The organism is Streptomyces sp. NBC_00385 (assembly GCF_035917155.1).
Taxonomy (GTDB): domain Bacteria; phylum Actinomycetota; class Actinomycetes; order Streptomycetales; family Streptomycetaceae; genus Streptomyces; species Streptomyces poriferorum.
The window spans coordinates 2,484,070-2,497,175 of record NZ_CP107951.1 but is presented as its reverse complement, the minus strand read 5'-3'; the positions used below and the strand labels follow the sequence as shown (position 1 = coordinate 2,497,175).

General features: G+C 70.7%; 13 protein-coding genes. 7 read left to right on the top strand and 6 right to left on the bottom strand.

Features of this window, described 5'->3' with window-relative positions; all coding sequences use genetic code 11:
• Nucleotides 1-103: 103 nt before the first annotated feature.
• Nucleotides 104-478 carry a F0F1 ATP synthase subunit epsilon gene (locus OG959_RS10715; RefSeq protein ID WP_148020742.1) on the top strand — a complete coding sequence of 125 codons (375 nt, stop codon included), beginning with the start codon at nucleotides 104-106 and terminating at the stop codon, nucleotides 476-478.
• Between the two features lie 139 nt (nucleotides 479-617).
• On the top strand, nucleotides 618-1,064 hold the full coding sequence (locus OG959_RS10710; RefSeq protein WP_326666319.1) for a DUF2550 domain-containing protein: 447 nt from the start codon (nucleotides 618-620) through the stop codon (nucleotides 1,062-1,064).
• Nucleotides 1,065-1,230: 166 nt separating this feature from the next.
• On the opposite strand, the gene OG959_RS10705 is transcribed toward OG959_RS10710, so the two are convergent.
• From OG959_RS10705 to OG959_RS10695, 3 genes are all read right to left on the bottom strand, one after another.
• Nucleotides 1,231-3,105, bottom strand: a complete 1,875-nt coding sequence (locus OG959_RS10705) for a glycoside hydrolase family 18 chitinase (RefSeq protein WP_326657936.1) — start codon at nucleotides 3,103-3,105, stop codon at nucleotides 1,231-1,233.
• 179 nt (nucleotides 3,106-3,284) lie between these two features.
• Complete coding sequence (locus OG959_RS10700) at nucleotides 3,285-3,935, bottom strand: response regulator transcription factor (RefSeq protein ID WP_326657935.1); 651 nt, start codon at nucleotides 3,933-3,935, stop codon at nucleotides 3,285-3,287.
• Entirely contained in the window at nucleotides 3,932-5,128 is a 1,197-nt protein-coding gene (locus OG959_RS10695) for a sensor histidine kinase (protein ID WP_326657934.1), read from the bottom strand. The genes OG959_RS10700 and OG959_RS10695 overlap by 4 nt, the downstream gene beginning before the upstream one ends.
• A gap of 151 nt (nucleotides 5,129-5,279) precedes the next feature.
• On the opposite strand from OG959_RS10695, the gene OG959_RS10690 reads away from it, so the two are divergent.
• On the top strand, nucleotides 5,280-5,855 hold the full coding sequence (locus OG959_RS10690) for a hypothetical protein (RefSeq protein ID WP_326657933.1): 576 nt from the start codon (nucleotides 5,280-5,282) through the stop codon (nucleotides 5,853-5,855).
• A gap of 34 nt (nucleotides 5,856-5,889) precedes the next feature.
• Here OG959_RS10690 and OG959_RS10685 read toward each other — a convergent pair whose 3' ends face one another.
• Genes OG959_RS10685 through OG959_RS10675 form a run of 3 tightly spaced genes read right to left on the bottom strand, consistent with a single transcriptional unit; the run spans nucleotide 5,890 to nucleotide 8,030 of the window.
• Entirely contained in the window at nucleotides 5,890-6,462 is a 573-nt protein-coding gene (locus tag OG959_RS10685) for a cob(I)yrinic acid a,c-diamide adenosyltransferase (RefSeq protein ID WP_326657932.1), read from the bottom strand.
• 13 nt (nucleotides 6,463-6,475) lie between these two features.
• Nucleotides 6,476-7,225, bottom strand: a complete 750-nt coding sequence (locus OG959_RS10680; protein WP_326657931.1) for an ABC transporter permease — start codon at nucleotides 7,223-7,225, stop codon at nucleotides 6,476-6,478.
• 22 nt (nucleotides 7,226-7,247) lie between these two features.
• Complete coding sequence (locus OG959_RS10675) at nucleotides 7,248-8,030, bottom strand: ABC transporter ATP-binding protein (protein ID WP_326657930.1); 783 nt, start codon at nucleotides 8,028-8,030, stop codon at nucleotides 7,248-7,250.
• A gap of 81 nt (nucleotides 8,031-8,111) precedes the next feature.
• Between OG959_RS10675 and OG959_RS10670 the strand changes: the two genes are divergently transcribed.
• From OG959_RS10670 to OG959_RS10655, 4 genes are all read left to right on the top strand, one after another.
• Entirely contained in the window at nucleotides 8,112-8,747 is a 636-nt protein-coding gene (locus OG959_RS10670) for a TetR/AcrR family transcriptional regulator (RefSeq protein WP_326657929.1), read from the top strand.
• Nucleotides 8,748-8,878: 131 nt separating this feature from the next.
• Complete coding sequence (locus tag OG959_RS10665) at nucleotides 8,879-9,727, top strand: 3-hydroxyacyl-CoA dehydrogenase family protein (RefSeq protein WP_306071688.1); 849 nt, start codon at nucleotides 8,879-8,881, stop codon at nucleotides 9,725-9,727.
• Between the two features lie 249 nt (nucleotides 9,728-9,976).
• A complete protein-coding gene (locus OG959_RS10660) occupies nucleotides 9,977-10,300 on the top strand; it encodes an STAS domain-containing protein (RefSeq protein ID WP_018102617.1) in 324 nt (107 codons plus the stop codon).
• 239 nt (nucleotides 10,301-10,539) lie between these two features.
• Nucleotides 10,540-13,023 (top strand): ATP-binding protein, encoded by a 2,484-nt coding sequence (locus OG959_RS10655; protein ID WP_326657927.1) that lies wholly within the window; start codon nucleotides 10,540-10,542, stop codon nucleotides 13,021-13,023.
• The last annotated feature ends 83 nt before the right edge of the window (nucleotides 13,024-13,106 follow it).

The following is a 13,106-nucleotide window of genomic DNA, read 5'->3' as shown; positions in this document are numbered from 1 at the left end:
GGCTCACCGAGGGGGGTGGGTGTGTCCCGCCCCCCTCACCACGCCCCGTAGAATTGACCCAACACCCGGCATCACCGCCGGGTGGTGACCCGAGGAGCCACCCTTGGCTGCTGAGCTGCATGTCGAGCTGGTCGCCGCGGACCGCAGTGTCTGGTCCGGCGAGGCCACCCTCGTTGTCGCACGTACCACGTCCGGCGACATCGGCGTCATGCCCGGTCACCAGCCGCTCCTGGGTGTGCTGGAATCGGGCCCGGTGACGATCCGCACGAGCGAAGGCGGCACTGTCGTCGCCGCTGTGCACGGTGGTTTCATCTCCTTCGCCGACGACAAGCTCTCGCTGCTGGCGGAGATTGCCGAGCTGGCGGACGAGATCGATGTCGAGCGCGCGGAGCGTGCGTTCGAGCGTGCCAAGTCGGACACGGACAGCGCTGCCGAGCGCCGCGCCGATGTGCGACTGCGTGCGGTGGCGGTGCACTAGTCACCCCGCGAAACGGCTTTACCCTCAGCCGCGGCCGGTCTGGAGACCCCTCCAGACCGTGTCGCGGCTGAGGCGATGCAGGTGCAGGTGAAGTTCGAGCGGTATCCGTTTACTCGATGACGCGAGGAGGTCGGTGGAGATGTACCTCGCGCTGTGGGTGGGCGGGCTGATCGTCGCGCTGGTCCTGTTGGGGCTCTTCGTCTTCGGTCTGCGCCGGCGGCTGATTCAGCGTTCCGGCGGGACCTTCGACTGCAGTCTGCGATGGAATGTGCCGGAGGAGCCCGATCTCTCGGGCAAGGGCTGGGTGTACGGAGTCGCCCGGTACAGCGGCGACAAGGTGAAGTGGTTCCGGGTCTTCAGCTACTCCCCGCGCCCGCGCCGGGTGCTGGAGCGCTCCTCGATCGAGGTGGTCGCCCGCCGGCTGCCCGAGGGCGAGGAGGAACTCGCGCTCCTCTCCGACGCCGTCGTGCTCGGCTGTCTCCACCGGGAGACCCGTCTGGAGCTGGCGATGAGCGAGGACGCCCTCACCGGATTCCTCGCCTGGCTGGAGGCGGCGCCGCCCGGCCAGCGAGTCAACGTGGCTTGAACAGGGGCCTCACTGGAAGGGGCGGTACCTCCCGGACGACGTCTGGGGAGGGGGGAACGTGGCTGGCCTGAGGCCGCGGTACCCGCACCGGAGCACACGAAAACCGGGGAGACAGGGGGCGGACCTGTCTCCCCGGCGCTTTTTCGGGGTGCGACTGCCTCAGGGGTTAGTTGAGGCCGTTGTCCATCGCACTCACGAGTTCACCGTTCGCGGTGTCACCGCTGAACTCCCAGAAGAACGCCCCGCCCAGGCCCTGGCTGTTCGCCCAGGCCATCTTCGACTGGATCGTCGCCGGGGTGTCGTAGCTCCACCAGTTGGTGCCGCAGTGCGCGTACGCCGTACCGGCGATCGTGCCGGTGGCGGGGCAGCTGTTCTTGAGGACCTTGTAGTCCTCGATGCCCGCCTCGTACGTACCCGGCGCCGCGCCGGTGGCCGTGCCGCCCGGTGCCGCCTGGGTGACACCGGTCCAGCCGCGGCCGTAGAAGCCGATGCCGAGCAGCAGCTTCGAGGCGGGGACGCCCTTGGCCTTCAGCTTGGCGATGGCGTCGGCGGAGTTGAAGCCGGCCTGCGGGATGCCGCTGTACGAGGTCAGCGGGGAGTGCGGGGCCGTCGGGCCCTTGGCCGCCCAGGCGCCGAAGAAGTCGTACGTCATCACGTTGTACCAGTTCAGCGACTGCGCGGCGCCCGCGTAGTCGGCCAGGTCGATCTTGCCGCCCTCGGAGCCGTCGGCCGTGATCGCGGCGGTCACCAGGTTGCTGCTGCCGAACTTCGTACGCAGCGCCGAGGTGATGTTCTTCAGCGCGGCGGGGCCGCTGGTGTCACAGGTCAGACCGCAGGCGTTGGGGTACTCCCAGTCGATGTCGATGCCGTCGAAGACATCGGCCCAGCGGGGGTCCTCGACCAGGTCGTAGCAGGACTGGGCGAACGCGGCCGGGTTCTGTGCCGCCTGGCCGAAGCCGCCGGACCAGGTCCAGCCGCCGAAGGACCACAGGACCTTGATGTGCGGGTACTTCGCCTTGAGCTTCCGCAGCTGGTTGAAGCTGCCGCGCAGCGGCTGGTCCCAGGTGTCGGCCACGCCGTCGACGGACTTGTCCGCGGTGTAGGCCATGTCGTAGTCGGCGTACGAGTCACCGATCGTGCACTTGCCGCCCTGGACGTTGCCGAAGGCGTAGTTGATGTGCGTGATCTTCGCGGCCGAACCGGAGGTGTCCAGGTTCTTGACGTGGTAGTTGCGGCCGTAGACGCCCCAGTCGGTGAAGTACCCGAGGTTGATCTTGTCGCCGCCCGGGCCGGGGTCGGTGCCCCCGCCGCCGGTGGTGTGCACCTTGACCGCGCCGCTGACCGGTCCGGTCTGGTCCGCGGTGTCACGGGCCCGGACGGTGTACGAGTAGTCGGTACCCGCGGTGAGGCCGGTGTTCGTGTACGTGGTGCCGGTGACCGTGGCGACGACGGCGCCGTCGCGCAGGACGTCGTAGTTCTTGATGCCGTGGTCGTCGGTGGCGGCGCTCCAGGTGAGCTTCGCCGAGGTGTCGGTGACGGCGCTCGCGGTGGGGGTGCCGGGTGCCGACGGGGCGTTGTCACCCGGGACGCTGCCGCCGTCGCAGGAGGCGCCGTTCAGCTTGCAGCCGGCGGGGGCGCCGGAGCCGGTGCCGTTGAAGCCGAAGCTGATGCTGGCCCCGGGGGCGACCGTGCCGTTCCAGCCGAGGTTCTTGGCGGTCCAGTGGGTTCCGGAGCTGGTGACGGTGGCGTCCCAGGCGGAGCCGACCGCGGTGCCGGAGGGGAAGTCCCACTCGATGGTCCAGGAGGACAGGGAGGTGGTTCCGGTGTTCTTCACCGTCCACTGGCCCTCGAAGCCGCTGCCCCAGTCGGACTTCTTGAGGTACGTGGCGGTGGCGGAGGTGGCGGCCTCGGCGGGGGAGGCCAGGCCGACCATCGCGGCGAGCGGAAGGAGCAGTGCGGTGAGGCCCGCGACTGCTCGGGATCTGGTGGCTTTTCCGGCCCCGAATCTGAATCGGGTCCGGCGGGGGGTCTCAGTGCTCAACGGTGCTCCTCGGGTGAGGTCCGGACAAACGGGGATGGTCCGTGGACTGCAAACCCTGCGCCGCCCTGAGCCCGCTTTGTTGTGGCGGGCTCACCGCAGTGTGCTCGGTGAGATTAGGAAGGTCTGGACCAATCGTCAAGAGGTCCAGACCAAAGTTCGGAGTCGGGCGCGGATAAACCTCAGACGCCCAACTCCTGTGCCAGCACCGCCGCCTGGACCCTGCTGCGCAGCTCCAGCTTCCCCAGCAACCGGCTGACGTGCGTCTTCACCGTCGCCTCGGCCATGGACAGCCGCACCGCGATCTCCGCGTTCGACATCCCCTCCCCGAGGCAGCCGAGCACCTCGCGCTCGCGCCGGGTGAGCGTGTCCAGGACCGCCCGGTCGGGACCCTCCGACGGCCCGTGCGGCGTGGTTCCCGCGAACTCCGCGATCAGCCGGCGCGTCACCGACGGGGCGATGAGACCCTCGCCGCGCGCCACCGTGCGGACCGCGTCGAGCAGCCCGCGCGCCTCGGTGTCCTTCAGCAGAAAGCCCGAAGCCCCGGCCCGCAGCGCCCCGAACACGTACGCGTCCAGGTCGAACGTCGTCAGCACCAGCACGTCCGCCAGCCGCTCCGCCACCACCTGCCTCGTCGCGGACACCCCGTCCAGCCGGGGCATCTGGATGTCCATCAGCACCAGATCCGGGCGCAGTTCGCGGGCCAGCCGGACGGCCTCCTCCCCGTCACCGGCCTCTCCGACGACCTCGATGTCCGGCGCGCTGCCCAGGATGAGGACCAGCCCCGCCCGCACGGCCGACTGGTCCTCGGCGACCAGAACCCTGATGGTCATCGCCTCACGCTCCCTTCTCCCACGGGCAGTTGTGCCCGTACCTGCCAACTCCCCGACCCGTCCCCGGTGGACACGGGCCCTGCCTCGAACTCCCCGCCGAGCAGCGCCACCCGCTCCCGCATCCCGATCAGCCCGGCCCCCGAACCCGGTGCGCGCGGCCCGGGCCGGTCCCCGAGGACGCTGCCCACCTCCACCGTCAGCCGCGCTCCCGTCTGTTCCAGCCGTACCGTGACCGGGCCGGGCGCGGCGTGCTTGAGCGCGTTGGTGAGGGACTCCTGGACGATGCGGTACGCGGCGAGTTCGACCGGTGCGGGCAGTCGGCCGGGATCCGTGCGGGTGTCGTCCAGGGTGCAGACCAGTCCGCTGGAGGCGGCGTTCGTGCGGTGCTGCTCGATGAGGGCGTCCAGCGAGCCGAGCTTCGGCGAGCTGCTCGGCTCCAGATCGGCGGCCCCGGTGCGCAACAGCCCGATCAGACGGCGCATTTCGGCCAGACCGTCCACGCTGTTCTCGCGGATGACTCCGAGGGCGTCGCGGGAGGTCGCCGGGTCGTCGATGGAGAGCGCGGCGGTGGAGTGGATGGCGATGGCGGAGAGGTGGTTGGCGACCATGTCGTGCAGTTCACGTGCCATCCGGGCGCGTTCGGCGGTCACCGCCTGGGCGCGGTCCATCTCGGCCAGCAGCGCGGTCTGATCGGCACGCAGCCGGGCTGTCTCCGCGGCGTCGCGGTGGTTGCGCACGCTGACCCCGGTGAGCGCGGGAACGAACGAGACCAGCCCGGTGACGATCCCGACGAGCAGCGCCTCGGCGTCCCGGAACCAGGCCAGGAAGCCGATCGTGACCGCGACCGTGATCAGGAACGTGGTCACCGGGATCCGGCGGGCGGCCGCGGGGGTCCCGTACAGCACGGCCGCGTACATGAGGTCGGTGAACATCAGCACGGTCGCCAGGTTCCCGGGCGTGAACTGGTCCGCGACCAGCGCGATCGTGCCGATGACCAGGGCCGTCCGCGGCGCGCTCCGGCGCAGCAGTTCCAGCGCCGACATCACGGTGAGCGGGACGAGCGCGAGCCAGGGGGCGTCGAAGAGGCGCCCGTTCTGCATGTGCAGACCGAGCAGGGCCAGGACCGCTCCGCCGAGCAGTCCGATGACGGCGATGAGGACGTCGTCGCGGTGGGGGCGGGCCGGAGAGAACACCCACCCATCCAACACGCCGGACGCGCGGCACACGTCCGTACCGGGAGCGAGCCGCCACTACATCGAAGGATGCAGTGGGGTTTCGTCACCGCGGCCGATGATCCGGCGCGGTGGCGCCGCGAGACTGGAAGGGAGCGAAAGGAAACGGACCGTGATCGTCACACTGATCGTTCTCTGCGAGATCGCCTTCTGGGTACTGCTGGCCGCCGGACTCACGCTGCGCTACGCGGCCGGGAAGCCGCGGCTGGGCGCCGCCGTGCTCCTGTGCGAGCCGCTGCTGGAGATCGTCCTGCTGGTGGTGACGGCCGTCGACCTGAAGAACGGCGCCGAACCGGACTGGAAGCACGGCCTGGCCGCGGTCTACATCGGCTTCACGGTCGGGCTCGGGCACTCCACGATCAAGTGGGCCGACGCCCGGGTCGCGCACCGTTTCGCCGGTGGTCCACCGCCGGTGAAGCCGCCGAAGTACGGGATGGCGCGCGCCGCGCACGAGTGGCGGGTGGCCGGGCGGTGGACGGTGGCCGCGGTGACGGCGCTGGCCCTGTTGCAGGCGGCCGTCTGGTACGTCGGGGGAGACGGGGACACGACGTCACTGCGGTCGTGGCAGCAGACGATGCTGTTCGTGATCGGTATCAACCTGGTGATCGCGGCGAGCTACACGCTCTTCCCGAAGCGGGACCCCGGGCGGGAGCGGGAGGCGAAGCGGGTGTCGGGCCCGCCCGGGTGAGGACTCCGTCCCCGGTCGCCGGGCGGGCCCGGTCTCACCGTTCGCCGCCCGGCACCCACAGCACGTCGCCGATCTCCTTGTTCGCGACCCGGGCGAGGATGAACAGCAGGTCCGAGAGCCGGTTGAGGTACGTCGCCGTCAGCGGGTTCATGACCTCGCCGTGCACCTCCAGCGCCGCCCAGGTGGACCGCTCCGCGCGCCTGACCACCGTGCACGCCTGGTGCAGCAGCGCGGCGCCCGGGGTACCGCCCGGCAGGATGAAGCTGCGGAGCTTCTCCACCTGCTCCAGGAAGTGGTCGCAGTCCGCCTCCAGCTTGTCGACGTAGAACTGCTCGACCCGCAGCGGCGGGTACTTCGGCTCCTCGACGACGGGCGTCGACAGGTCCGCACCCACGTCGAACAGGTCGTTCTGCACGCGGACGAGGACCTTCACGACGTCCTCGGTCAGCTGCCCGAGCGCGATCGCCGTACCGATGACCGCGTTGGCCTCGTTGCTGTCGGCGTACGCGGAGATGCGCAGATCGGTCTTGGCGGTCCGGCTCATGTCGCCGAGGGCGGTGGTGCCCTGGTCGCCGGTGCGGGTGTAGATACGTGTCAGATTGACCATGCGGTCAGCCTAGTTACGCACCCGCTCTCCTGAAGACACGTGTGCCCACTGTCACGGCGAGAACCGCGAAACCGAGGGAGACCAGGACCCCATATAGCATGTGCGCGGTGGCGTACGAGCCCACGTACGCGTCCCGCACCGCGTCCACGAGGTAGCGCAGCGGTGTGAAGTGCGACAGCACGTCCAGCCACTGCGGCCCCAGCGTCATCGGCAGCATCAGCCCGGACAGCAGCATGGCCGGCATGGTGAGCGAGTTGATCACCGGTCCGAACTCCTGCGGCGTGCCGACCTTCATGGCCAGTGCGTACGAGAGCGAGGCCAGCGAGACCGTCAGCAGCCCGACGAAGGCGAAGCCGATCAGCACGCCGGGCAGCGGGGCGCGCAGCCCCATGAGTACGGCGACGAGCACCAGCAGCACCGCCTGGAACACGAACAGCAGCGCATCGCGCAGGGCCCGGCCCAGAAGGAGCGCCGCCCGGCTGACCGGGGTGACCCGCATCCGCTCCATGACCCCGGTCGACTTGTCGATGATGACGGCGAATCCGGCGAACGAGGCGCCGAACAGGCCGAGCTGGAGCAGCAGTCCGGGGACGAGCACCTGCCAGGAGTCACCGTCCGGGCCGAGCGGCAGGCCGGTGAGCAGGGGGCCGAAGAAGAGCAGGTAGAGCAGCGGCATGAGGATGCCGAAGAGGATCTGGAACCTGGAGCGCAGGGTCTGGCGGGCGTACCGCCCGAAGACGATCGCGGTGTCGTGGAGAAGCATCGGAATCCTCTGAGGGGTCGGGCTATACGGCGACGGGTGCGGCATCGGCGGAGGCGGGGGCACGGCCCGTGATCGCGAGGAACGCCTCCTGGAGCGAGGCGCCGGGCGAGCCCGTGTAGCGGCTCTTCAGCGTGGCCGGCGCGCCCTCGGCCACGACCTGGCCGTCATCGATGACGACGAGCCGGTCCGCGAGCGCGTCGGCCTCGTCGAGGTAGTGCGTGGTGAGCACGACGGTCGTGCCGTACGTGTCGCGCAGCCGGCGCACGAGGTCCCACAGATCGGCGCGGCTGCCCGGGTCCAGCCCCGTGGTCGGCTCGTCGAGGAAGAGCACGGCCGGGCGATGGGTGAGCCCCATCGCGATGTCGAGCCGCCTCCGCTGGCCCCCGGAGAGGGTGAGCGTCCTGCGGTCGAGCAGCTCGGTCAGGCCCAGCTCCGCGGCGAGTTCCGAGGCTCGGGCCACGGCCGCGGCCTTGCCGAGCCGGTACAGCCGGCCCTGGGTGACCAGCTCCTCCCGGACGCTGATGTGGGGGTCGACACCGCCCGACTGGGCCACGTACCCGCACTTCTCCCGCACGCCCGCCGGGTCCTCGACCAGATCGCGGCCGGCCAGGGTGGCCGCGCCGCCGGTGGGGGCGAGCAGGGTGGTGAGCATGCGCAGGGTGGTGGTCTTGCCCGCTCCGTTGGGGCCGAGGAGCCCGACGATCTCGCCGGTCGCGACCGTCATGTCGAGGGAGCGGACGGCCTCCACGGGGCCGGTCTTCGAGGCGAAGGTCCGGGCGAGCCCGGACGTACTGATGATTGGCATAGCGACCACAAAAACAGAGTCGCTGAAAAATTGCAATGACACCAAATATTCAGGAACCCCAGAGCGCCCTACGATGGGCCCATGGCTGAGGGACTCAGGGAGCGCAAGAAGCGCCAGACCAGGCAGTACCTCTCGGACGTGGCCACGGGTCTCTTCCTGGAGCGGGGATTCGACGCGGTCACGATCGCCGAGATCGCCCGGGCCGCCGATGTCTCGGTGAACACCGTCTACAACTACTTCCCGACCAAGGAGGACCTCTTCCTCGACCGCAGCCAGGGCGTCGTCGACCGCCTCTCGCGGTACGTCCGGGGCCGGGACAAGGGGGAGTCCGCAGCCGACGCCGTCCTGCGCGAACTGCGCGTCCAGGTGGAGGGCGTGTCACCCACCGTCGGTCTGATGGAGGGCTACGAGCGCTTCATGCGGGTCATCGAGGGAGCCGACAGCCTCAAGGCCCGCCTCTGGCACATCCAGCAGGAGGCCCTCCAGCATCTGGAGGGGACGCTGCGGGAGGAGTGCGGGGCGGGGGACCGGACCGCGAGCCTGGTGGCCGGCCAGCTCTCCTGGGTGCACGCGACGCTCATGGCGTACATCGGCGGCGAGATGGTGGCGGGCCGCAAGGCCGCCGAAGTGTCCCGCGACGCCCTCGTCCTGCTCGACGACATCGAGGGCCTGCTGGGCGAAACGGTGCTCAACTACGCCCGGCGCGCCGCCGAATGACGCATCCCGGTGTGATGTCCGTCATTTGAGACGTGACGCGCATCTCTTCACCGCCCCAGCGCCCCTCACGGGTACTAACCTCCGCCGGAGAGCACGGAACAAGAACCGCTGAGAAGCATAGGGGTGCCAACGTGGCCAGGAAGCTCGCCGTCATCGGCGCCGGACTCATGGGGTCCGGTATCGCGCAGGTCTCCGCCCAGGCGGGCTGGGACGTCGTGCTGCGTGATGTCACCGACGCGGCCCTGACCCGTGGCCGGGACGGCATCAAGGCCTCCTACGACAGGTTCGTCTCCAAGGGCAAGCTCGCGGAGGCCGACGCCGAGGCCGCGCTCGCCCGCATCACCACGACCACCGATCTCGACGCGGTCGCCGACGCGGACGTCGTGGTCGAGGCCGTCTTCGAGAAGCTGGAGGTGAAGCACGAGATCTTCCGGACCCTCGACAAGATCGTCCGGGACGACGCCGTGCTCGCCTCCAACACCTCCGCCATCCCGATCACCAAGATCGCGGCCGTGACGGAGCGCCCGGAGCGCGTCGTCGGCGTGCACTTCTTCTCGCCGGTTCCGATGATGCAGCTCTGTGAACTCGTCCGCGGCTACAAGACCAGCGACGAAACCCTCGCCGCCGCACGCGAGTTCGCGGAGTCGGTCGGCAAGACCTGCATCGTGGTCAACCGCGACGTGGCCGGCTTCGTCACCACCCGGCTGATCTCGGCACTCGTCGTCGAGGCCGCCAAGCTCTACGAGTCGGGCGTCGCCTCGGCCGAGGACATCGACATCGCCTGCAAGCTCGGTTTCGGCCACGCCATGGGGCCGCTCGCCACCGCGGACCTGACCGGCGTCGACATCCTGCTGCACGCCACCGGCAACATCTACACCGAGTCCCAGGACGAGAAGTTCGCCGCCCCGGAACTGATGCGCCGAATGGTCGATGCAGGTGACATCGGCCGCAAGAGCGGGCAGGGCTTCTACACCTACTGATCGTTTTCGGTCCCGGGCCGACTGATCCGCCGTCGATCAGGCCCGGGGGTTCCGGGGGCCGTCTTCCGGAACCAGCGGATCCGCAGTGGATACCCAAGGGGCCTACGGCGGACTTCGGTCACTCCACGGAGTGAATTCGGTATCGGTTCGCTTACAGACGGCAACTTCCCTGTCGCTGCCACAGTCAGTTGGGGCAGAGACAGTTTCAGACAGACCGACCACGCCACGGAGCATTCCAGGGGAGCGCATATGCACATCAGGGGCGACCACGCCGAGCTGGTCGTCGGGGGCCGCCTCGATGTCCGAAGCGCGGCGGACGCCCGTACGGTCCTGCACTCGGCCCTCGACGACGGAGTCGGCGATCTGGTGCTCGACCTGACCGAGCTGGATTCGTGGGACGCCACCGGGCTGGGCGTCATCATGGGAGCGCACCGCAGAGCCGGGCGTGCCGGGCGGCGGCTGGTGCTCCGCGGCGTACCGCCGCAGATGCAACGCCTGCTGGTGGCCACCAGACTGCACCGCATTCTGGCCATCGAGGGCGGAATCGCCGCCGAGTCCCTGCCGCGCGTCTGAAGGCGCCCGGCGGCGGACGCCCGTCCCGGGGCCCCGGCCGAAGCCACACAATCCTCACGAGACCGTGATCTGTGGGGCGGCGCGGCACCCCGGATGTTCGTAGATACTGTGCGAAGGTTTAGGGTTCGGCCGTCTGCCGATTGACGGACCCACCTGGCGGACACCGGACCGGAAGCGACAGCTGGGCGTGCGAGGCCGGGAGGGACAACCGTGCTCGACGCGTCTTGGGGGCTTTGGCGATGGACCCGATACACCGGGGGCCGGAAGAGTTCGGCCACGACGGCAACGGCTTCTCCGAGGAAGCCGGCCGGCGCCGTCCTTCGCGGGATCCGCTGACGCCGGATTTCAGTCAGCAAACACCGCAACAGGCGCGCATCGTCCCGCTCATATCCGGCGACCTCCTGCTCACGGTCAACCCCGTCGACGGCAGCGAGGTCGAACCTTGCCCGCCCGGGGAGCAGCCCGCCGCACCCGTCCGGCGCACCCCCGCGGAGCGGGCCGACCGTGAGCGGGCCGCCGCACCTCCCGTCCCGCCCGGCCCGCCCGTCCTCCAGCTGCCGCTGCTGCAGCGGGCCGACGAACGCGAACGCCTGGTGCGCCTGCTGGCCCGCGGCCGCTCCGTACGGCTCACGGGACCGGCCGGTTCCGGCCGTACCGCGCTGCTGGAAGCCGTCGCCACGGACTGCGCGGAACTCGCCCCTGACGGAGTCGTCCGGCTGAGCGGCCACAAGCGCACCGTCGCCGACCTCCTCCACGGACTCTTCGAGGCCGTTCACGACGCGCCGCTGCACCGCCCGGACCGAGAACTGCTGCTGGAGAAGCTGCGGACGACCGGTGCCGTCGTCGTGCTCGACGACCTGGAGTTCGGTGGCGCCGCGCTGGACGAGCTCCTCGACGCGACGCCCGAATGCGCCTTCCTGCTGGCCGCGACGCCGGACGTCGCCGCCCCCGGCCCCGACTCCCACCTCGAAGAGGTCTTCCTCGCCGGCCTCGACCGCGGTGCCTCGATCGACCTGATGGAGCGGGTTGTCGAGCGCACGCTCACCGAGGAGGAGGCCAACTGGGCCGGAGACCTCTGGTTCGAGTCCGAGGGCCTTCCGCTGCGCTTCGTCCAGGCGGGCGCCCTGCTGCGCCAGCGCGACCTGCTGAGCACCGACCCGACCGCGTACGACGAGTACGGCTACCTGGAGAACCGGCCCGTCGAAGAGGTTCCGGAGGCCGTGGAATCCGCGGGGGCGGACGCCGATGAGGTCCCGCTGCCCAGCCTCGGTGAGGGCGCCGCACCCGCCGCGCTGCTCGGCTCACGGCTGAGCGAGGCGGCGCGCGACACCCTGCGCTTCGCGGTCGCACTCGGCGGCGAGGTACCGCACCAGGCGCATCTGCCGGCGCTCGTGGGGGACACCCACGCCGACGCGGCACTCGCGGAGCTCGCCGGCTGCGGACTGCTGTCCCCGGCCGGCTCCCGCTACCGGCTGGCCGCCGGTGTCCTCGCCCAGCTGGAGGCCGCCGGATACGGCGACGACGCCACGGACCGGGCCCGGACGGTGGCCCAGCACTATGCCTGGTGGGCCGGTCACCCCTCCGTCACCCCCGCCCGGGTGGTGGCCGAGTCCGATGCGATGCTCGCGGCGATGGCGCAGCTGGTGCCGGGGGACGGGGCCGGGCAGACCAGCGTCGCCGTGCTGCTGGCCCGCAGTGCCTCGCCCGCGTTCGCCGCAGGGCTGCACTGGAGCGCCTGGGAGAAGTCCCTGCGGATCGGCCAGGAGGCCGGCCGGATCGCCGGCGAGGTCGCCGAAGAGGCGTACTTCCACCACGAGTTGGGTGTCCTCGCCCTGTGCACCGGCAACCTCGACCGGGCCAGGGCCGAGCTGGAGACCTCCATCAGCATGCGCGGGGCGCTCGCCGACAAGTCCGGTGCGGTGGCCGGGCGGAGGGCGCTCGCCCTGGTCGAGGACCGTTCCGGCCGGCCGGCCGCGGTCGGTGCCCCGGTGATGGACGAGCTGCCGGTCGACCGCTTCGAGGTGTCGCCGCCCCGCGGTCTGCCGACGGTCATCCCCGTGTCGATGCCGCGGACGTACCCGGAGGAGACGGCCGTCGCGTCCCGGCAGGGCGCTCCGAAGGCCGCCGCCGAGGAGAGCGGCCGCTTCGCGATGCTGGGCGGGGCCCGGCGCAATCTGGTCGCGGCCGGTGCGGGGGTGCTGCTGGCCGGGGTCCTCGGCACGGTGGTGACCCTCGGGCTCACCTCGAACAGTGACCCGCAGGGTGACCCCGGCGCCTCGACCGAGCAGTCGGTGACCGGGAGCGGCGACCAGGAGGAGGAGCTGCCGGCCGAGGAGTCCACGGACGGTGCGACTCCGTCCGCCCGGACGTCGGGTTCCGCGTCGTCGTCGGCGACGCCGGGGCCGTCCGTGAGCGGGTCCGCGCCGGCCGGCGGGAGCGGGGCGTCTTCGCCGGGGGCGACGGCTTCGGAGTCCGCTCCGTCGTCGCCGGGGGGTTCGTCGTCGAGCAGGCCTTCGCCTACGCGTTCGACGACGAAGCCGACCGTGACGCCGACCAGTCCTTCGCCGGCCAGCCCTTCGCCGACCGACACGGAGACGTCGGAGCCGCCCACGGAGCCGACGCCCACGGGTACCGAGACGACAGAACCGGCGCCGACGGTGCCCGACTCGTCGGACTCGGCCAGCGGACCCTCGAAGGCGAGTGCGAGTCCGTCGGTGACCTGATGACGGGCGCCGCCCGGTGGCGCCTCGTCCTCAATCGCCGGACGGGCTTGGAGTGTGCGGACGCCCGTCCGGCGGGGCCGCCG